Source organism: Streptomyces sp. NPDC033174 (genome assembly GCF_055577795.1).
The window spans coordinates 514,223-533,882 of sequence record NZ_JBVIPQ010000004.1; the positions used below are offsets into that span (position 1 = coordinate 514,223).

Here is a 19,660-nt window from a genome sequence, read left to right on the forward strand (position 1 = left end):
GTACGAGCAGCTCCGGTCCCGGCGCTTGATCACTTCGTGAGCGGGACATCTCACGATGCGATATGGCCCGGGCGATTCGGGGCTGCTCGTTAGACTGAACCGGCCGTAGTAATGACTGCGGTACATGGACCGAGCGAGGAGCGCACGTGGGCCTTGTCGTGCAGAAGTACGGAGGCTCCTCCGTTGCTGATGCCGAGGGCATCAAGCGCGTCGCCAAGCGGATCGTCGATGCCAAGAAGAACGGCCACCAGGTGGTCGTCGTGGTTTCGGCGATGGGCGACACGACGGACGAGTTGATCGATCTCGCCGAGCAGGTATCCCCGATCCCTGCCGGGCGCGAATTCGACATGCTGCTGACCGCAGGAGAGCGGATCTCCATGGCCCTGCTGGCCATGGCGATCAAAAACCTGGGCCACGAGGCCCAGTCCTTCACGGGCAGCCAGGCAGGTGTCATCACCGACTCGGTCCACAACAAAGCGCGCATCATCGATGTCACGCCGGGCCGGATCCGTACGGCGCTCGACGAGGGCAACATCGCCATCGTCGCCGGGTTCCAGGGGGTGTCCGCCGACAGCAAGGACATCACCACCCTCGGCCGCGGCGGTTCCGACACCACGGCGGTGGCCCTCGCGGCCGCGCTCGACGCCGAGGTGTGCGAGATCTACACCGACGTCGACGGCGTCTTCACCGCCGACCCCCGGGTCGTGAAGAAGGCGAAGAAGATCGACTGGATCTCCTTCGAGGACATGCTGGAGCTCGCCGCCTCGGGCTCCAAGGTGCTGCTGCACCGCTGCGTCGAGTACGCACGCCGATACAACATCCCGATCCACGTCCGCTCGTCCTTCTCCGGGCTGCGCGGTACCTGGGTCAGCAACGAGCCGCAAGGGGACCAGCAGGTGGAGCACGCCATCATCTCCGGAGTCGCCCACGACGTCTCCGAAGCCAAGATCACGGTCGTCGGTGTGCCGGACAAGCCGGGCGAGGCCGCGGCCATCTTCCGGGCCATCGCGAACGCCGAGATCAACATCGACATGATCGTCCAGAATGTGTCGGCCGCCTCCACCGGCCTCACGGACATCTCCTTCACCCTCCCCAAGGCCGAGGGCCACAAGGCCATCGACGCCCTGGAGAAGGCGAAGAGCGCGATCGGCTTCGACTCCCTGCGCTACGACGACCAGATCGGCAAGATCTCCCTGGTCGGCGCTGGTATGAAGACCAACCCCGGTGTCACGGCGTCCTTCTTCCAGGCGCTCTCCGACGCGGGGGTGAACATCGAGCTCATCTCGACCTCCGAGATCCGCATCTCGGTCGTCACCCGCGCCGACGACGTCAACGAGGCCGTCCGCGCCGTCCACACGGCCTTCGGTCTGGACAGCGACTCGGACGAGGCCGTCGTCTACGGCGGCACCGGACGATGAGCACCCGGCGATGAGCGCCCCGGAACGCCCGACGACGAGCGCCGGACGATGATCCGCAAGCCGACGCTCACGGTCGTCGGAGCGACCGGAGCCGTCGGCGCGGTGATGCTCCAGATCCTGTCGCAGCACGCCGATATCTGGGGCGACATCCGTCTCGTCGCCTCTGGGGGTACCCCTACCGGAGGCGGCGGGAGCCCGGCCGGCCGCAAGCTGGCCGTGCGCGGCGAGGAGGTCGAGGTCCTCACGCTCTGCGAGGAGGCCCTCGAGGGCACGGACGTCGCGCTGTTCCTGGTGCCCGCGGACGTGGCGGCGCGATGGGCACCCATCGCCGCCGCCAAGGGCGCCGTCGTCGTGGACAGCTCGGCGGCCTTCCGGATGGACCCGGACGTGCCCCTGGTGGTCCCCGAGATCAACTCCCATGCCGTGCGGGTGCGCCCGCGCGGCATCGTCGCCGGCCCCGGCTGCACCACGCTGGCGCTGATCGTCGCCGTGGGCGCGCTGCACGCCGAGTTCGGCGTGACGGAGCTGGTCGTCTCGGCGTACCAGGCCGCCAGTAGTGCGGGCCAGGACGGTGTGGGCGCGCTGCGCGCGCAGCTCTCCGTCGTCGCCGGCACGGAACTGGGCACCCACCCCGGAGACGTACGCCGGGCCGTCGGGGACGACACCGGCCCCTTCCCCGGTCCGCTCGCCCTCAATGTGGTGCCGTGGTCCGGTGAGCTGCGCGAGGACGGCTGGTCCTCGGAGGAGCTGCGGATCCGCGAGGAGAGTCGCAAGATCCTGGGGCTGCCCGATCTGCGCGTCGCGGCCACCTGCGTGCGGGTGCCCGTGGTGAGCGCCCATTCCGTCTCCGTGCACGCGCGCTTCGAGAACCCCGTCACCGTGAACCGGGCGCACGAGATCCTGGCGACCTCGCCGGGCGTGGTGCTGTACGACAACCCCGCGGCGGGCGACTTCCCCACCCCGGCCGATGTCGTGGGCACGGACCCGACCTGGGTGGGGCGGGTGCGGCGGTCGATGGACGACGAGCGCGCCCTGGAGCTCTTCGTCTGCGGCGACAACCTGCGCAAGGGCGCCGCCCTGAACACCGCGCAGATCGCCGAGACGATCGCCGCCGAGTTCGCGGCCCGGCCTCTGCCGACTTGATGTATCCGGCCATATGCGGCGGGAATTGGCTGCGGCGTGATCGTTGAGGTTTGTAGGATCTGTGAACGCCCTGTGAGCAAGTCGCCGGTCCATGCCACTTGAACTGGGGTGATGGCATGTTCGAGGATGCTCTTCCCCCTTTCTGCAACCGGTAGTTGGGCGGGAGGCGTCTATGCGGTCGCCCCTTCGCGGTGCTGCGAAAACCGGGGCATTGGGGAAGAGCGGGTACGCATGAGGGCAAACGACGCACCGTCAAAAACGGTGGCGTACGCGTACAACCCTGACGGGGGGCAGCGTGTCCAACAGGCGTGGCAGAGGTACTCGACATCACAGCGGTGGTCCCGCTCCGCGGCGTGGCCGTGGTCCCGCTCCGGACCGCGACGGCAGCCCCGGTCCTGGGCGCTTCCGTGCGTCCGCTCCGGCGGCCCCGCACGCCCGGCGGCATGCCGGTGATCGCTCCGATGCCCGCCACGCGGCCCGCCCGCATTCCGGCGCCGCGCGAGGGCGCTGAAGCGACGATGACCGCGGGCACCACCGTCGACCACCTCACCGAGACCTATCGCGCGCACTACCGGTCACTGCTCGGCCTGGCGGCGCTGCTCCTGGACGACACGGCCTCCTGCGAGGACGTGGTCCAGGAGGCTTTCATCCGCGTGCACTCCGCGCGCAACCGCGTGCGTGACCGCGAGAAGACGCTCGCCTATCTGCGCCAGACGGTCGTGAACCTGTCGCGCTCGGCGCTGCGCCGCCGCATCCTCGGGCTGAAGCTGCTCTCCAAGCCGATGCCCGACATGGCGAGCGCCGAGGAGGGCGCGTACGACCAGCTGGAGCGGGACGCGCTCATCAAGGCGATGCGGGGACTGCAGCGCCGACAGCGCGAGGTGCTGGTCCTGCGGTACTTCGCGGACATGACCGAGGCGCAGGTCGCCGACACCCTCGGCATATCGCTGGGCTCGGTGAAGGCATACGGATCGCGCGGTATCGCGGCGCTGCGTGTCGCCATGGAGGCGAACGCATGAACTGGCGCGGCGGCATGGGCTTCGGGGGCAAGGGCTCCTGGGGCAAGGGCCTCGGCGATCGAGGCCCTGGTGACGATGAGCGGTACGGGCCGGACGGGCCGTTGGACGACGACCGGACTGGAAACGGAATTGTGAACGACGGGCCGGACAACGAGCGGCACGTGAAGGAAACGGGCGGCCACGCGGGCGCCGCGGGCCGACCGGGCCATGAGAGCCGACCGGACCGTGAGGGCCATGAGGGTGCGAGCGGCTACGGCGGCACCGGCTTCGGTGCCGGTGGCTTCGGTGGTGGGCTCGGCAGTGGACTCGGTGGTGGACTCGGCAAGGGCGGCGACGACGAGCTGGCGCTCCGGCGGATGCTCCGCGGGGCTGTCGAGGACCTCGAACCCTCAGAAGGCGCCCTCGACCATCTGCGGCTCGCGGTCCCTGCGCGACGCGCCCGCAAGCGCCAGGCCGTCGTCGGCATCGCCGCCGCGGTGGTGCTGATCGGGACCGCGGTCCCCGCGTTCGTCCACGTCGCGACCTCGGGAGCGATCTCCGACGACCTCCCGGTCAACGCGGGACACGGCGAGCAGGCCCAGGGCGGAACCGGCGACGAGGCGGGGGAGGACGGCAGCGGCAACGCGCCCGGCAAGCCCTCGGTCGGCCCGTCTGCCGGAGAGAGCGCGACCCCCGGCACGCGGAAGCCCGAAGAGGCGATCTCGGGCAGCACGGGGGGCGCCGGCGGAGGCACGGTCACGCCGTCCACCTCGTACGCGGTGTCCTCCCCCGTCTGCGCGGCCGGCCAGCTGAGCGTCATCTCGGCGCAGGCGGAGAAGCCGGACGCGGAGGGCAAGGTCTACGGAACGTTCCGCGTCTCCAACATCTCCGGCACCGAATGCGCGGTCAACGGCGCGGGCAGCGTCAACTTCGAGGCCAAGGGCGCGGCCGACAAGTCCAGGATCAGCGTCGTGGAACACGCGGCGGGCGACGCGGCGAGCGGCCTCCCGGACCCGTCGCAGGAAGCCCAGGCACTGGTCCTCAAGCCGGACACGGCGTACGAGGTGAAGTTCGCCTGGGTCCCGACGGAGACCTGCCCCACCACGGGCGTCTCCCCGGACCCGACGCCCCCGGCCGACGCGGGCGGCACGACGAGCGGCTCGACCGGTACGGACACGTCGTCGGCGAACACCACGCCGCAGCTCGGCACGGAGGACGGCACCCCGCAGGAGGGCAGCGTCGCGGTCAGCCACACGGCGGAACCGGGAGCACCGGCGGCCGAGGCCACCATCCCGAACGCCTGCGCCGGCACGATCTACCGCACGGGAGTGCTGGACGCGTCCTAGGTGTATTGACCCGCAGGGTTGTTGACTCGGCTGATGGGTCGGTGTCCGTCGAGTGCGGTGTGGCAGCGGTGGTGGTTGTAGGTGTGGAGGAAGTCTGCCAGGGCCTTGGTCCGCTCATCGTTTGAGGTGTAGGGCCGGATGCAGGCCCATTCGTCGAGCAGGGTGCGGTTGTACGTTCGACTTTGCCGTTGGTTTGCGGTCGGTAGGCGCGGGTGAGTTTGCCGGTTGCGCCGAGGTCGGCGAGGGCGTTCTTCCAGGCCTGGCCCTTGCGGTAGGACCAGGCGTTGTCGGTCAGGACCCGTTCGATGCGGTCGATGCCGTGGGCGTGGAAGAAGGCGGCGGCGCGGGTGCTGAAGGCTGCGCAGGTCGCGGCCTTCTCGTCGGGGGATCTCGCTGTAGGCCAGGCGGGAGTGGTGGTCGACGGCGGAGTGGACGTAGTCGAAACCCATGCCGCGGATCGGCCTGCCGGCCTCGCGGTCGTTGATCTTGTGGCCGCCGCCGTCGGGGATCCGGCTGAGTTTCTCACGTCCACGGGGTGGGTCCAGTGGGTTCAGTCGTCGCTGCGGTCGCCGCTTCAGCCGTCGCTTCCGGCACCGCGATCGGGTGCGCTCATGTCTCCCGTGGCGGGCGTGCCATCGGCGAGCCCGTAGCGCAAATACACGGTGCCCTTCGGGCCGGCCGCCGGGGGTTCGAGGAGCGTGAGGTTGGTGGGCACCGCGCCGCCCTCGAACACCTTCTTCCCGACGCCGAGCACGATCGGGTGCACCCAGAGGTCGAGACGGTCGAAGAGCTTCTCGCGCAGGAGGCTCTGCACGAGGTTCAGGCTCCCGACGACCTTCACGTGCTCGTGCCGGTCACGGATCTCGCGCACCGCGGCGGCCAGGTCCGGTCCGAGGTGTGTGGACCCGGCCCACGAGAGGTCGGGCCTGCCGCGGGAGGCCACGTACTTCGGGACGCTGTTGAAGAGCGTGGAGATCTCCTGGTCCTCGCCGCCCTGCTGGTGAGGCCAATAGGCGGCGAAGATGTCGTACGTCCGCCGGCCGAGCAGGAGGGCGTCCGTGCCCTCGTACGCGGCACCGACCTGCGCCCCGGCGACCTCGTCCAGCAGGGGCGCCTGCCATCCGCCGAACGGGAACCCCACCGGGTCCTCGTCGGGGCCGCCGGGCGCCTGCCCGACGAGGTCGAGGGTCGCGAACAGCTCGATGTGGATGAGGCCCATGGCTTACTCCCGATGAGTCGGTTGTCTCCGTCAAGAGATAGACCTGCGGCTGCCCGCAGACTCATTGCCGCGCCGGAACCCGGCCGGACTGCGCGGCACGACGACCGCCGCCGCGGTGGTGCTCCCAGGCGGGCCGGCACGGGCCGGGGCTGGGGGCTGGAAGCGCACGGAACGCGCCGGGCTGGGGGCTGGAACCGCACGGGACCGGCCGGGGCTGGGGGCTGGAACCGCACGGGACGGGCCGGTGAGGCGCAGTGCGCGGAGGCCGGGCCGCGGGCGCGGCGGCCGTGCGCACCCCGGCCGGAGCGCCGTGTCGGGGCCGCCGGTCGCGGTGGACGCGACGCGACACACGGCCAGGCGTCGGCCGCCTCAGGCCGTGAGGCCCAGGGCCTCGTCCCTCGCCGCCTCCGCCTCCCGGCGGAACAGACGGAACCACATGAAGATCACGAAGCCGGCGAAGACGAACCACTCGCCCGTGTAGCCGAGGTTCTGGAACGCCTTCACATCCAGACCGCTGCCCGCCGGCGCACTCGCCGGGACCGGCTTCAGGCCCTGAGGGGCGTCCGTGAGCGTCACCCAGGCGTCGTAGACGTCGTCGGACACCACGTTCACCAGCGACGCCGCGCTGATCATCCCCAGCTGCCCTTCCGGCAGGCCGCCACCCGCGTGGACACCGTTCGTCCCGGGGTTCTCCGAGGCCTGGAGCGCACCCGTGACGGTGACCTCGCCCGACGGCGGGGCCGGGGCCTTCCCGCCCGCCGGAAGCCATCCCCGTACCACCGGCAGGGACCTGCCGCCGTCGGTCCGCAGCATCGTCAGCACGTACGAGCCGGTCCGGCCGTCCAGCTCACGGTCCGGCACCAGGAACTGCTCGCCGTACCGCCCGCTCGCCGACGCGTGCCGCCCGGACGTCTCCTTGTCGACCGGCAGGAGCTCGTCGAGCGGCGCGGCGGCCCGTGTACCGGGATCGGGCCGCTGCTCGGCCTGCCGGTGGGAGTCGACGCGGTCCTCGAACTTGCCCAGCTGCCAGGTGCCCATGAACACACAGAACGGGATCGCCAGCAGGACGAAGACGTTGATCCCCCACCAGCGGGGTGTTCTCAGGAACCGGTACACCCCTCCACGGTACGGAACGCGCTCCCCTCCCGGCCGCTCGGGTCCCCGGACCGCGCCGAGAACCCGGCTCCCCCGGCCGGGGTCCCCGGACCGTACCGAGAACCGGGGCTCACCCTGCCGGCCCGGTCACCGCCCGCTCACCCACGCACGCCCCGCCGCGCCGACCGGTCGCCGCCCGCTCACCCACGCACGCCCCGCCGCGCCGACCGGTCGCCGCCCGCTGTCCCCCGCAAGCCAGGCCACGCGACGCCTTCCCGCTCGTCCCGCTCGCCCCGCTGACACGGGTCACCGCCCGCTCACGCCCTCACCCCCCGCTCCGCGGGTCACGCCTCGGCACGCGGCCCCCGCAGATGCCGCTCGGCGAAGTCCAGCTCCAGCCGCACCTGCTTGATCCGCTCCTCCACCACCAGCGAGCCGTGCCCCGCGTCGTACCGGTACACCTCGTGCACCGCGTCCCTCGCCGCCAGCCGGTCCACATAATTCTCGACCTGGCGGATCGGGCAGCGCGGGTCGTTGACGCCCGCCGAGATGTAGACCGGCGCGCGCACGGCGTCCACGTAGGTCAGCGGCGACGACGCCTCGAACCGCTCCGGGACCTCCTCCGGTGTCCCGCCCAGCAGCGTGCGGTCCATCGCCTTCAGGGCCTCCATCTCGTCGTGGTACGCCGTGACGTAGTCGGCGACCGGTACCGCCGCCAGCCCCACCGCCCAGGCGTCGGGCTGCGTGCCGAGCCCGAGCAGCGTCAGATAGCCGCCCCAGGAACCGCCCGCCAGTACCAGCTTCCCCGGGTCGGCCAGCCCGGAGGAGACGGCCCATTCACGGACCGCCGCGATGTCCTCCAGTTCGATCAGCCCGACCCGGTGCTTCAGCGCGTCCGTCCACTCCCGGCCGTACCCCGTGGAGCCCCGGTAGTTGACCCGTACGACCGCGTACCCGTGATCCACCCAGGCCGCCGGCCCGGCCGCGAACGCGTCGCTGTCGTGCCAGGTCGGGCCGCCGTGGATCTCGAAGACCGTCGGGAAGGGACCGCTGCCGGTGGGCCGCTGCACCAGGGCGTGGACACGGCCGCCCGGGCTCTCCACCCAGACGTCCTCCACCGGCACCGACTCCGGTGCCTTCAGGCCGGGCGGGTCCAGCACCACCCGGCCTCCGGTGGAGCGCACCGCGGGCGGGCGCTGCGCCGACGACCACAGGTACTCGACGGCCCCGTCCGGGCGGGCCGTCGCGTCCGTCACCGACCCGGCAGGGGTCTCGATCCGCTCCAGGGCGCGCGTGGCCGTGTCGTACCTCCACAACTCACTGCGCGCCTCGAAGCTGTGCACGATCAGCAGCCCCGACCCGTCCGGGTACCACTCCGCCGACACATCGCCCGGCAGCCCGAGGTCCAGGTCGGTCTCCGTGCCCGACGCGACGTCCCAGAGCAACGGCTCCCAGCGGCCCCGCCGCTGGTGCCCGACCAGCAGCCGGGTGTCCCCGTCGACCGGCGCGAACCCCAGCACCGAGAGCCCCAGCTCCTCCTGGCCGCCCTTGGTGTCGTCCAGCTCCGCCACCGGCGAGCCGTCCCGGCGGACCACCCGCAGCGCCGAGTGCATCGCGTCCCCGTGCTCGGTGTGTTCGAGGGCGATCAGCGTGCCGTCGTGGGAGAGGTCGCCGACCCCGGCCAGCTCCCGGTGCCGGTAGATCTCGACCGGAGCCCCGCCGTCCCGCGCGACATGGACCGTCGATCCGTCCTCGTCGGTGGACCGGCCGACCACCACCGTGCCGTCCCGCCCGATCGCCAGCCCCGCCGGGTACGACGCCTCCAGCCCGGGCACAGCCGGTGTGTCCCCTCCGCCACCGAAGGGCTGACGCATCCACACGCCGAACTCGTCGCCGTCCGTGTCCGAGAACCACCAGATCCACTCGCCGTCGGGCGACAGCGTGCCGTCGGTCGTGCCGTTCGGCCGGTCCGTGGCCTGCCGCTGCTCGCCGGTGGCCCGGTCCCACGCGTAGAGCTCGTACGTCCCGGTGGCATTGGACACGAACAGCGACCGGTCCGGAGCGTCCAGGGCCCAGTCGGGCAGCGACACCCGCGGCGCGCGGAAGCGCTTCTCCCACTCCGGCATCCCGGCGAGGTCCGGCCCGTCGATGCCGGCTCCCGCAGGGGCCGTCCCGGCGAGGTCCGCCCTCGCGGGGCTGGTCCCCGGGCCGGCGGGCGACGACTCGTTCGTGTTGCGGTGCTCAGTCATGCGCCCATGATGCTCTGCCCCGCCGACAATCCGCTCGCATCGTCCGCAGCCTGTGGATAACCTCCCCGGCATGTACTCTCCGACCCCCGCCGACTGGCGCGAGGCCAACCGCGCACGCTGGGACGAACGGGTCCCGATCCACGTCGCGAGCGACTTCTACGACCTCGCCGCCTTCCGGGCCGGCAAGGACGTACTGCGCGACTTCGAGGTGGCGGAGGTCGGCGACGTCAGCGGCCGCTCGCTGCTTCACCTCCAGTGCCACATCGGCCTCGACACTCTCTCCTGGGCACGCCGAGGCACCTCTCACGTCGTCGGCCTCGACTTCTCCGAACCCGCCGTCGAGACCGCCCGCTCGCTCGCCGCCGGCCTCGGACTCGCACCGGACGCGGCCGCGTTCGTCGCCGCCGACGTGTACGACGCCGCGCAGGCCGTCCCCGACAGCGCGTACGACATCGTCTACACCGGCTGTGGCGCGCTGAACTGGCTCCCCGACATCGAGCGCTGGGCCGACACCGCCGCGTCCCTCGTCGCGCCCGGCGGCTTCCTCTACCTGAGCGAGTTCCACCCGCTCACCGACGCGCTCGACGAGGAGACCGGCTCGCGGATCAGCTACGACTACTTCGCCCGGGACGCCTGGGTGGACGAGGTGGCCGGGACGTACGCCGACACCGACGCCGCCACCGTCAACAACCGCAGCGTGGAGTGGCAGCACCCCGTCGGCGACGTCGTCTCCGCGATAGCGGCGGCCGGCCTGCGCATCGAGTTCCTGCACGAGCACGACGTCACGCTCTTCCCCCGTTTCGGCTCGCTGCGACGGCACGAGGACGGCTACTACCGCTACCCGGCGGACCGCCCCCGTACCCCGCTGATGTACTCGATCAAGGCGTCCCGCCCGTCCTCGGGCCGGTGAGCGCGCGCTCGAGGGGCGTACGGAAGCGGGGAGTGACGCGGACCTCGCCGAGCCACCCGTACAACCGCTCGGCCTCCTTCTCGACGGCGGCGACCGCGGCGGCGGTGTCCCGGACCGGAGCGGGCGGGTCGTCGAACAGCTTCCACACGATCTCGCCGTCCGCCCGCTGAGCCCAGCCCCCGATGATCCGGCCGTTCCACCAGACGGTGGGACCGATGTTGCCGCTGCGGTCGAAGAGCTCCGCGCGATGGCCGGGACGCAGGAACCAGTCGCGGCCCTGCCAGCCCATCGCGGTGGGGTCGAGCGCGGGCAGCAGGGCCGCCCAGGGCCCGGGCGCCGAGGTGTCCTCGGTGTCCCCGGGCAGCACGTACCCCACGCCCTCGTCGAGATCGACGGCCTCCGCGCCGAGGGTGGCGAGGGCCTTGCGCACATCCGTGACCTTCCAGCCGGTCCACCACTTCAGATCGGCCTCGGTGGCGGGACCGCAGGCGGCCAGCCAGTGCCGTACGAGCTCCGCCTGCGCCTCGCCGACCGGCACGTCGGGCATGGGCGGCGCGACGGCCCAGCGGAACTGACTGGACGTCCACGAGCCGAGCGGCCGCCCGCGCGTCACCCGCCCCTCGGTGCCGAGGACGCGCAGCAGCCGGGAGGACACGGACTGCGGCCCCTCGTTGGGCGTGCCGGGACCGTAGACGAACCGTGTCCGCAACCGCGGTACGTCCGCACCCAGCTGCGCGGCCGTCGCCTCGCCCCGCGCCTCCAGGGCGGCGAGCGTCTCCTGCTCCGTCTGCTCCAGCCACGCCGCGTCGAGGTCGCTGCCGGCCTCGAGATGCTTGATGAGCACGGTGCGTTCGCGGACGGCGACGGCGTGCGTGGTGGACGCCTGGACTACGGGCACGAGGTCGGCCGGGAAGACGAAGAGGGTGTGCCGCATGCCGTGCATCCGAAGCAGCGTCCGGTCCTCGTACAGCGCCCTCTCGACCTCGGCGACCGTCCTGCCGGCGTCCTGGAGCCGGGCGCCGACCGCGAGGTAGACGCTCGCCGCGTCGGTGGCGTGCAGGGCCACGACGGCCCGTCCGACTTCCTCGGCCCCGCCGCCCCGGGCGTCCCCCGCCAGCCGATGGCGTACCGCCAGCCGTACGCGCCGCTCTTCCCCCGAGATCCTCCGCCGCACAGTGCCCATGGCCCGGAAGGTTAATGCGCCCCTCCCGCCCTGCGGACGGGCGCGGCGATACGCTGAGGCCCCGCCCCCGTAGGAGACGTATGACCAGGCCAGCCCCGACGGCGCTGTGGCCCGTCGTCGGTGTGGTGGCGGCCGGCGGGGCCGTCGGAGCCGCTGCCCGGTACGGAGCCGCTCTGCTCTGGCCGACGGAGCCCGGGGCCTTTCCGTGGACGGTCCTGGCGGTGAACGCCGTCGGGTGCGTGGTCATCGGGGCGTTCATGGTCGTGATCGCGGACGTGTGGGCCGCGCACCGGCTCGTACGCCCCTTCTTCGGGACCGGTGTCCTGGGCGGCTTCACCACCTTCTCCACGTACGCCGCCGACATCCAGCGTCTTGTGGACGGCGGCGAGGCGGTCAAGGGGCTGGCCTATCTGGGGGCGACACTGCTCGCGGCGCTCGCCGGCGTATGGCTCGGGGTGGGCGCGGCGCGTCGCGTGGCGGCGGCCCGGCGTCCGGCGGGCAGGCCACCCCGAACGGAGAGGAGTGCGCCATGACGAGGCTGACGGGCACGGCCCTGCGGGTCACGGTGTTCATCGGGGAGAGCGACCTGTGGCACCACAGGCCTCTCTACACGGAGATCGTGCACCGCGCCCACGCGGCCGGCCTCGCCGGTGCCAGCGTGTTCCGGGGCATCGAGGGCTTCGGGGCCTCGTCCCTGATCCACACCTCCCGGCTGCTGTCCCTGAGCGAGGACCTGCCGGTGGCGATCGTGATCGTGGACACCGAGGAGCGCGTACGGGCCTTCCTGCCGCAGCTCGACGAACTGGTGGGGGAGGGCCTGGTGATCCTCGACGAGTGCGAGGTCATCCGCTACGCGGGCCGCGCGGCGGACGAGGGTCCGGGGACCGGGGCCCCCGGGTGAACTGGCTCCTGGTGATCGTCGGCGCCGCGGTCGGCGCCCCTCTGCGTTTCCTCACCGACCGCGCCGTGCAGAAGCGCCACGACTCCCTCTTCCCCTGGGGCACCTTCACCGTGAACGTGACGGGCTGCCTCGTCCTCGGCCTCCTGACCGGAGCGGCCACGGCGGGCGCCGCCGGATCGGAACTGCAACTGCTGCTCGGCACGGGCCTGTGCGGGGCGCTGACCACGTACTCCACCTTTTCGTACGAGACGCTGCGTCTGGCGGAGGACGGCGCGACGCTCTACGCCGCGGCGAATGTGATCGGGAGTGTGGCGGCGGGGCTGGGGGCGGTCTTCGCGGGGGTGGAGGCGGCGGAGGCGCTGTGGGGGTAGGTGGCCTACGTGAGCCCAGGCATGTCGGCGAAGCTCCACGCCCTTGCCGCCTGAGGCTCCTAGGACTGGCTGTTGAGGAAGCCTATGAAGGTGGCGCCCCACCACCCGCACTGGGAGACGGTGGCGGCGATCGCGCACCGTACCAGCAGCCGACGCGGTACGGGCGCCGCTCCCACGGGAGTCAGGCGCTGTCCGAGCCAGTGGGCGTAGAGGCCGTTGAGCGTGACGACGAGGACGAGTCCGAGCTTGACCCAGGTGAGCGGCGACTCCATGTTCGGCCTGAGGAACATGCCACTCAGCACCAGGCCGGCCAGCCCGCCCCAGATCGGGACATGCAGCGCGGAGGCGGTCTGCACGACGTCGCTGAGGCGCCGGCGGCCGAGGACCCAGAGGATGGCGAGCCAGTCGACGGCGAGTACGGAGCCGAGTCCGACGACGAGTGACGCGAGGTGCAGGAAGCGCGCCCCGGTGAGGAGGGACGTGGTGGCGTGGACATGGCCTGCCACCCAGCAGACCGTGGTCAGCGCGGCGCAGCTCAGGGCGCCGATCACCACCAGGGTCGACACCGGGGTGCCGATGGCCGAAAGGGGCGCAAGAGAGCTCTGGGGCGTCTGTGGCGTCAGGGACGCTGGCGGATGGGAAGCCCCGGACATGGCTGAAACCTTTCGGTGAAGTGAGGTTAGGCGAACCTAAGTGGCTGCGGCCGCGCACGTCAATACGTCCCGTCCATACGTCTCGTCCTCCGGACACGCCGGACAAGGGGGAGGTGTGCGGAAACGGCAGACGATGGCGGTACGGCACGGGCGACGGCGGCACGGCAAAAGCCCCGCCCTGAGGGGCGAGGCTTCGGTGGACGAAGGTGCTGAGGTGCGCCGGCTCAGCGCACGACGCGGTACCGCACATGCGTGACGTCCGGCGCGTCGACGACCCGGTCCGGTTCCAGTCGCAGATCGGCCGTGACGCCGTCGAGCAGTCGCAGTCCCTCACCGAGCACGATCGGCGCGAGGTGGATCTCAAGCTCGTCCACCAGTCCCGCGTTGAGGTACTGGCGGACCGTCCCGGCGCCCCCGGCGATCTGCACGTCCTTCTCCCCGGCGGCGGCGCGGGCCCGGTCGAGGGCGCTCTCGATGCCGTCCGTGACGAAGGTGAACGTCGTCCCGCCCTGCCGTACCCAGGGTTCACGCGGCGTGCTCGTCAGGACGAAGACGGGCGCGCGGAACGGCGGCGGGTCCGGCCAGCCGATCTCCCCTTCGGAGAACATGCTCCGGCCCATGACATAGGCGCCCGCCCGGGCGAAGTTCTCCTCGACGACCTCACCGGAGACGTTGGTCTCGCCGCCGCTCATGCTCTGACGCTCCCGCCAGGCCTCGACCCCGTACAGCCATTGGTGGATGCGCGTCCCTCCGTCGCCGAGCGGGTTGCCGGGCCGCGCGTTCGGCCCGGCGATGAAGCCGTCCAGGGACATACCCAGGCTGGCGAAGACCTTGCTCATGTCACCGCTCTCCGTTCATGGTCAAGGGGTCCGTCAGCAGCGGGGCGAGGGCGCGCGGACCTGCCCGTCGAGCGTGCGGCCGACGGAGGCGGACAGCAACCCGGCGAACTCCCGCCCGCCTCCGGCGGAGGCGGGCAGCAACCCGGCGAGCTCCCGCGCGCCTCCGGCGGAGGCGGGCAGCAACTCGGTGAGCTCCCCAGCGCCCTGACGCATCCACGGTTCGCTCGCGCCACCTTCGGCCACGAGAACCACCTCCGTGCCGAGGCCCGGCGGCCTTCCGGCAACGGCCGGAAGGCCGCCGAGGGCGGAGGCCGGACACCCGGCCGGGCGGAACACCGGCGCAGCGGCCGCCGAGGGCGGACGTTACGCTCCGCCGACCGGGCGGTAGGTGCACACATTGACTCCCGTGGCGCTGGTGACCGTGGACACCAGCTCCAGCGTCCGCAGGCCATCATCCGCGGGGAAAATCGACTTACCCCCGCCGAGAAGCACCGGCATCACCATGAGCCGGAGCTCATCGACCAGGCCCTCACTCAGCAGCGTCCGCGCGAGCGTGGGGCTCCCCATGACCAGCACGTCCCCACCCACGCCGTCCCGCAGCTCCCGGATGCGCTCGAGAGCCTTGTCACCGTCGATGCGGGTCGTGTTCTCCCACGTCAACTCGCCCTCGCCCAGCGTCCGTGAGACCACGTACTTCGGCAGCGCGTTCATCCGATCGGCGAACGGATCCCCAGCCCGCCCGGGCCACGCCCCGGCCATCGTCTGCCAGGTACGCCGCCCGAACAGCAGCGCCTCGGCCTTCCCCACCACCTCATTGAAGGCCCCACCGACCACCTCCGGATCGAAGAACGGATTCGACCACCCACCATGGGCGAACCCGCCGTCGGTGTCCTCGCCCGCCCCACCGGGTGCCTGCACGACGCCATCCAGGCTGATGAACTCACTGATCACGATGCGCACGGGACTGGCTCCTCTTCAACGCTTTCGGTTTACGGCAATAGAGACTGTCGCACCGTCAAAAAGTCATCGCTACACGGGGATCCTCTCGGCTGCCGCCCATCGGTGCGGTCGGCAGGCCCCCTGTCGGTGTGTTGCACAACGTTTTATGATCGCTACTCGGTGTACGAGGGGGCGGGCATGGCTGCGGGGGATTCGGCGTCCCGGCGGGCGCAGGAGGCGCGGCGGCAGGAACGGCGCTTACGTGAGCAGTGGCAGGCCGCTCGGCAGGAGGCCCGCAGATGGCAGGCGGCGAGCGAGGGGGAGCGGCGCGTCGCGGCTCAACTGCTGGTGCTGACCGAGCACGGGTGGCGGCTGCTGGTCGACCGGCGGTGGCCGGGAACGCGTGCCGCCAACGTGGACATGCTGCTGGTCGGCCCAGGTGGCGTCTTCGTCATCGACGTCAAGAATTGGCGGGCCGCTCCGGAGGTTTCGGACGGAAGGCTCCGGGCCGGCGGCGAGCCGAGGGACGAACACGCACGCAAGCTGCTGGCGGTGACGAAGGCCGCGGAGAGCGCGGTCGGGGCCCTGGGGCTGTCACCCGTGGCCGTTCGGCCGGTCATGGTCTTCGCGGGCCGACGCCTGGACGCCGAGCTGGGCAGGATCCGGCTGCTCGGCGAACGGGAGGTCGGGCCCTGTCTGCTCTCGGAGCGCCGTCGGCTTCAGCCGGCGCAGATCCGGGCGATCGCGGACCATCTGGAGCGTGTGTTTCCCGAGTACGAAGACTCGGCTGTTCCGGAGACGCTTCGACGCGACGAGCACGCGGTGCACGGTGAGGCCGACGGCCTCTTCGACATCGGAACGCTGCGCGAGGCCGCTCTGGACGAGGCGCGGCAGGCTCCCATCGAGCAATGGATGACCTTTCTCCACCCCGACCAGGTCGCTCTAGTCCGGCGCAATTGGGCAGGTCCCGCCCGGATCAGCGGTCCCGCGGGCACGGGCAAGACGGTCGTGGGTCTCCACCGCGCGGCACACCTCGCCCAACGCACCGCCGGGCGAATCCTGTACGTCACCTTCGCCAACAACCTGCCCCGCGTGCAGGGCACCTTCCTGAAGGCCATGGCGCCGGCCGTGGCGGATCGCGTCGACTTCCGCAGTCTTCACTCCTGGGCCCAGGAATTCCTGCAGAGTCGCGAGGTGGCGGTGCGCCTCAGTGGGGACAAGGCAGAGACCGCCTTCAGCCTTGCCTGGAAGCACGTCGGCCGGGGCAGCTGCCTTACCGAGATCGATTCGGGACACCGCTATTGGCGTGACGAGATCGACTACGTCATCAAGGGCCGCGGCATCACGTCCTTCGAGGAGTACGCCGCTGTGCCCAGGCGCCGACGCCGTACTGTCTTGCGCAGGTCACACCGCCAGGCGGTATGGGCACTGTACGAGGCCTACGAACGCGCGCGCGTCGAACGCGGAGTGCACGACTTCAACGACGTTCTCTCCCTCGCCCTGGCAGAGGCGGGCCACGGAACCGGCCGACAGCATCGATCGCCCTACACCGCTGTGATCGTTGACGAAGTACAGGACCTGACCCTCGTCGGGGTCCGGCTCCTGCACGCCCTGGTTGGCGACGCCCCCAACGGTCTGCTGCTCATCGGCGACGGCCAACAGGCGGCCTATCCGGGCGGGTTCCGCCTCTCCGACGCCGGCGTGGACATCCGTGGCGATCGAGGACAGGTGTTGCGGGTCAACTACCGCAACAGCAAGGAGATCCTGGAGGCAGCTCTCGCGGTCGTCGCCGAGGACGCCTTCGAGGACATCGACGGATTGAGCAGCCCGGGTCGACGGGATGTCGATCTGACGTACCACGACGGCCACGTGCACCGCGTGAGAGCGGAAACAACGGCGGAACATGACCGGGCACTGCTGGACGCCCTGCGTGCCCTGTCGCCGCAGGCGCTGGCAGACGCCGCTGTCCTGTGTCCCTCAATGCGTGCCATCGAGCACTACCAACGCCTTCTTTCCCGCGCCGGCATCCCCGTGTGCCTGCTGGAGCACTACGACGGGCGCCCGGTCGAGGCGGCGAAGCTGGGCAGTTACCGCCGCGCCAAGGGCCTCGAATTCAAACGGGTGTATCTACCGAACTACGACGCAGCCCCTCCGAGGGCGGCCGGGACTCCCGAAACAGAACGCGAACGGGACGAGATCGCTCGTAGCCAGCTCTTCGTGGCGATGACTCGCGCCCGCGACGTCCTGTGGCTGGGCAGCGTACGCATGGAACGACAGGCCCAGGCGGCCACTCGCTGAGACCGGCCTCATCGCCAGGGGCCTCGCGGCGGCCCAACTCGCAGGGCGCAAGGCTCGCGCCCATACTTGAACCAGAGTCTGATGTCGGCCACTGGCACCGGAGGTGGTCGGGTTCTTGCGCTGGTCTTCGAGGCCACGGCAGGCGTCGACGCGGGCGTGGGCGAATTTCCCCCTGGGCAACTGGCGTGCCCCGTGGCGCGCTGCTCCCCAGGCCCCGCCGGTCAGGGTTTGGCCGTCTCCGACCTGCGGCTAGCCGGTGACCGTGAAGTACCACCGCGACACAACCCTCCGAAGCGACGCCCACCGCAGACGGGCGGCCACCACAACTTCCCCTGCGGGCCGCTCGATCACGAAGGTCATGTAGTAATGAACATATCCAACACTGAACAACTGCGTGTCGTAGCCAACATCCCGGTGGGAGCGAAGCCGCTTGCTGTGGCGGTGGATGTCCACGACCACGTCTTCGTCACCAACAGCGGTGCCAACACCGTGTCAGTGATCGATTCGTCGACCAACACGGTGAGCGGCACCATCAACGTCGGCCTGCGCCCAGAGGGCGTGGCAACAGATCCTCAATTCGGCGCCTGCGTGGCCAACGGCGGCGACAACACCGTGACAATGATCGACAGATTCAACGCCGTCATCGCCACAATCAGCATCGAAGGCGTGCTCATCCCCCTACCCAAGATGATGGGGGTGGCGGTTGATCACATTTTGAGTCGCGCGTACGTGACCAACCGCGGCAGCCACCGGGTGTCGATAATCAGCGTCAGCGGCGGGCCGCTCCCCGCCCACCATTTCATCGATGTCCCTGGTCCCCTTGGTGTGGCGGTTGATTCGACAAGTCACCGCGTCTACGTCACGCAACCCGACTTCAACACGGTGTCGGTGATCGACCCTGCGGCCAACGGGGTCGTTGCGACCATTCCGGTACGACAGCAGCCCACCGGTCTCGCGGTCGACGCCCTGAGGCGGCGTGTCTATGTCGCCAATTCAGGCTTCAACGCAGTGTCCGTGATCGATATCACTACCGGCGGCGTCGCTGATATCAACGTCACTGCCAGACCCACTGGTGTAACGGTTGACTCCCGAGGCGACGCCTACGTCACCCAATTCGACGGCACGGTGAAGGTGATCGATGCCGCGTCCAACAGAGTGAGTGCCACCATCCCGGTGGGCTCCCGACCGGAGGGCCTGGCCTTCGAGCCCCACAGCGATCGCGTCTATGTTGCCAACAGCGGCGACGGCACCGTATCGGCGATCGATCTCGCCGCCAGTTAGAAGTCACCACCGTTGTGAAGCGGTGGCGTTCACGCCCTTGGCGGCGAGTGCGCGCGGCGACCGCCGCGACCACTCACTGAGGCGGTTGCCCCCGTCAGGTGCTCAAGTACCTGGCCAACCCGTCCCGGTACTGGTCGTACTCCAGGCCGGCACTGCGCAGGAACTCGGACACGTCCGCCAGCGTAAACGCCCGCTCAAGGTGGGCATCACCCCGAGCGCTTGCACTGTCCCCTTCCTGCCGCCTTCGGTGAAACGGTGGATGACGGTCTCCGTACGGTCCGGCATCCCAACAGCCTGCCGCGGGACAGGTACAGACGCATCCGGATGATGACCGGACACCCTTCCCAACGTTCGCCGGGCCTTTCGGCAGGCATCGCAGGCGCCGAGGGGATGGAGGCGACGAGGTGGACTGCACGGGAGCTGCGGCACAGCTTCGTGTCGCTGCTCTCCGACAAGGGGGTGCCCTCGAAGAGATCTCTCGATTGGTCGGGCACTCCGGTACGGCCGTCACCGGGGAGGTCCACCGGAAGCAGATCCGCCCCGTGATCCAGACCAGGGCGACCGTGATGGACGGCATCTTCAAGCAAGATCAGAAGCGGTAGCCACGCAGATAGTCACCCGAGTAGTCGCGCACAACGAAACAGGCCCCCTAGGAACGTTAGACACTCAGCCGCAGTGCAGGAGCTCAAGGGACGTCGCCTTCGGCGCCTGCACCCCACAGGGGTCGGCTTCGCCGACGGGCTGCAACATCCCCGAGTGTTGCAGCCGTCTGTAACCGGACACTCCGGACAGCCTCGGCTTGAGCTGTCCGGGTCGT

At 70.7% G+C, this 19,660-nt stretch carries 19 protein-coding genes and 1 pseudogene; 11 read left to right on the forward strand and 9 right to left on the reverse strand.

The genetic code is table 11. The annotated features are described in order from the left end of the window. Nucleotides 1-146 precede the first annotated feature (146 nt). From ACZ5VC_RS16015 to ACZ5VC_RS16030, 4 genes are all read left to right on the forward strand, one after another. The gene (locus ACZ5VC_RS16015) at nt 147-1,418 is read left to right on the forward strand and encodes an aspartate kinase (RefSeq protein WP_468711549.1); all 1,272 of its coding nucleotides are present in this window, start codon (nt 147-149) and stop codon (nt 1,416-1,418) included. A gap of 48 nt (nt 1,419-1,466) precedes the next feature. Next, a complete protein-coding gene (locus ACZ5VC_RS16020; RefSeq protein WP_469120636.1) occupies nt 1,467-2,561 on the forward strand; it encodes an aspartate-semialdehyde dehydrogenase in 1,095 nt (364 codons plus the stop codon). A gap of 308 nt (nt 2,562-2,869) precedes the next feature. Continuing rightward, on the forward strand, nt 2,870-3,580 hold the full coding sequence (locus ACZ5VC_RS16025) for a SigE family RNA polymerase sigma factor (RefSeq protein WP_469120637.1): 711 nt from the start codon (nt 2,870-2,872) through the stop codon (nt 3,578-3,580). Then, nucleotides 3,577-4,905 carry a hypothetical protein gene (locus tag ACZ5VC_RS16030; RefSeq protein WP_469120638.1) on the forward strand — a complete coding sequence of 443 codons (1,329 nt, stop codon included), beginning with the start codon at nt 3,577-3,579 and terminating at the stop codon, nt 4,903-4,905. Before ACZ5VC_RS16025 ends, ACZ5VC_RS16030 begins: the two co-directional genes overlap by 4 nt. Here the strand turns inward: ACZ5VC_RS16030 and ACZ5VC_RS16035 are convergent. The 4 genes from ACZ5VC_RS16035 to ACZ5VC_RS16050 all read right to left on the reverse strand — a co-directional run bounded on the left by ACZ5VC_RS16035 (nt 4,902) and on the right by ACZ5VC_RS16050 (nt 9,345). After that, nucleotides 4,902-5,354, reverse strand: a complete 453-nt coding sequence (locus ACZ5VC_RS16035) for an integrase core domain-containing protein (RefSeq protein ID WP_469120639.1) — start codon at nt 5,352-5,354, stop codon at nt 4,902-4,904. The genes ACZ5VC_RS16030 and ACZ5VC_RS16035 overlap by 4 nt on opposite strands. Nucleotides 5,355-5,479: 125 nt before the next feature. Further along, nucleotides 5,480-6,124, reverse strand: coding sequence for a dihydrofolate reductase family protein (locus tag ACZ5VC_RS16040; RefSeq protein ID WP_469120640.1), 645 nt, complete (start codon nt 6,122-6,124; stop codon nt 5,480-5,482). Nucleotides 6,125-6,493: 369 nt separating this feature from the next. Beyond that, nucleotides 6,494-7,240 carry an SURF1 family protein gene (locus ACZ5VC_RS16045; RefSeq protein ID WP_469120641.1) on the reverse strand — a complete coding sequence of 249 codons (747 nt, stop codon included), beginning with the start codon at nt 7,238-7,240 and terminating at the stop codon, nt 6,494-6,496. Between the two features lie 323 nt (nt 7,241-7,563). Further along, nucleotides 7,564-9,345, reverse strand: coding sequence for a S9 family peptidase (locus ACZ5VC_RS16050; RefSeq protein WP_469120817.1), 1,782 nt, complete (start codon nt 9,343-9,345; stop codon nt 7,564-7,566). Between the two features lie 193 nt (nt 9,346-9,538). Between ACZ5VC_RS16050 and ACZ5VC_RS16055 the strand changes: the two genes are divergently transcribed. Next, nucleotides 9,539-10,378 (forward strand): class I SAM-dependent methyltransferase, encoded by an 840-nt coding sequence (locus ACZ5VC_RS16055; RefSeq protein ID WP_469120642.1) that lies wholly within the window; start codon nt 9,539-9,541, stop codon nt 10,376-10,378. On the opposite strand, the gene ACZ5VC_RS16060 is transcribed toward ACZ5VC_RS16055, so the two are convergent. Next, the gene (locus tag ACZ5VC_RS16060) at nt 10,347-11,561 is read right to left on the reverse strand and encodes a winged helix DNA-binding domain-containing protein (RefSeq protein WP_469120643.1); all 1,215 of its coding nucleotides are present in this window, start codon (nt 11,559-11,561) and stop codon (nt 10,347-10,349) included. The genes ACZ5VC_RS16055 and ACZ5VC_RS16060 overlap by 32 nt on opposite strands. Nucleotides 11,562-11,641: 80 nt before the next feature. On the opposite strand from ACZ5VC_RS16060, the gene ACZ5VC_RS16065 reads away from it, so the two are divergent. The 3 genes from ACZ5VC_RS16065 to crcB are packed head-to-tail and all read left to right on the forward strand — an operon-like array spanning nt 11,642 to nt 12,833. Continuing rightward, the gene (locus ACZ5VC_RS16065; RefSeq protein ID WP_469120644.1) at nt 11,642-12,094 is read left to right on the forward strand and encodes a fluoride efflux transporter FluC; all 453 of its coding nucleotides are present in this window, start codon (nt 11,642-11,644) and stop codon (nt 12,092-12,094) included. Continuing rightward, on the forward strand, nt 12,091-12,462 hold the full coding sequence (locus ACZ5VC_RS16070; RefSeq protein WP_469120645.1) for a DUF190 domain-containing protein: 372 nt from the start codon (nt 12,091-12,093) through the stop codon (nt 12,460-12,462). Before ACZ5VC_RS16065 ends, ACZ5VC_RS16070 begins: the two co-directional genes overlap by 4 nt. After that, nucleotides 12,459-12,833, forward strand: coding sequence for a fluoride efflux transporter CrcB (gene crcB, locus ACZ5VC_RS16075; RefSeq protein ID WP_469120646.1), 375 nt, complete (start codon nt 12,459-12,461; stop codon nt 12,831-12,833). Before ACZ5VC_RS16070 ends, crcB begins: the two co-directional genes overlap by 4 nt. A gap of 59 nt (nt 12,834-12,892) precedes the next feature. On the opposite strand, the gene ACZ5VC_RS16080 is transcribed toward crcB, so the two are convergent. From ACZ5VC_RS16080 to ACZ5VC_RS16095, 4 genes are all read right to left on the reverse strand, one after another. Continuing rightward, the gene (locus ACZ5VC_RS16080; RefSeq protein ID WP_469120647.1) at nt 12,893-13,399 is read right to left on the reverse strand and encodes a hypothetical protein; all 507 of its coding nucleotides are present in this window, start codon (nt 13,397-13,399) and stop codon (nt 12,893-12,895) included. Between the two features lie 311 nt (nt 13,400-13,710). After that, nucleotides 13,711-14,325, reverse strand: coding sequence for a dihydrofolate reductase family protein (locus tag ACZ5VC_RS16085; protein WP_469120648.1), 615 nt, complete (start codon nt 14,323-14,325; stop codon nt 13,711-13,713). Nucleotides 14,326-14,358: 33 nt separating this feature from the next. Then, a complete protein-coding gene (locus ACZ5VC_RS16090) occupies nt 14,359-14,568 on the reverse strand; it encodes a hypothetical protein (protein WP_469120649.1) in 210 nt (69 codons plus the stop codon). A gap of 120 nt (nt 14,569-14,688) precedes the next feature. Continuing rightward, the gene (locus tag ACZ5VC_RS16095; RefSeq protein WP_469120650.1) at nt 14,689-15,285 is read right to left on the reverse strand and encodes a dihydrofolate reductase family protein; all 597 of its coding nucleotides are present in this window, start codon (nt 15,283-15,285) and stop codon (nt 14,689-14,691) included. 177 nt (nt 15,286-15,462) lie between these two features. On the opposite strand from ACZ5VC_RS16095, the gene ACZ5VC_RS16100 reads away from it, so the two are divergent. From ACZ5VC_RS16100 to ACZ5VC_RS16110, 3 genes and pseudogenes are all read left to right on the forward strand, one after another. Beyond that, nucleotides 15,463-17,562: a nuclease-related domain-containing DEAD/DEAH box helicase gene (locus ACZ5VC_RS16100; protein ID WP_469120651.1), complete on the forward strand. Its 2,100-nt coding sequence runs from the start codon at nt 15,463-15,465 to the stop codon at nt 17,560-17,562. A gap of 366 nt (nt 17,563-17,928) precedes the next feature. Next, the gene (locus ACZ5VC_RS16105) at nt 17,929-18,843 is read left to right on the forward strand and encodes a YncE family protein (protein ID WP_469120652.1); all 915 of its coding nucleotides are present in this window, start codon (nt 17,929-17,931) and stop codon (nt 18,841-18,843) included. A gap of 346 nt (nt 18,844-19,189) precedes the next feature. Beyond that, nucleotides 19,190-19,445, forward strand: a pseudogene (locus tag ACZ5VC_RS16110) (site-specific integrase); the annotation flags it as partial. Nucleotides 19,446-19,660 lie beyond the last annotated feature (215 nt).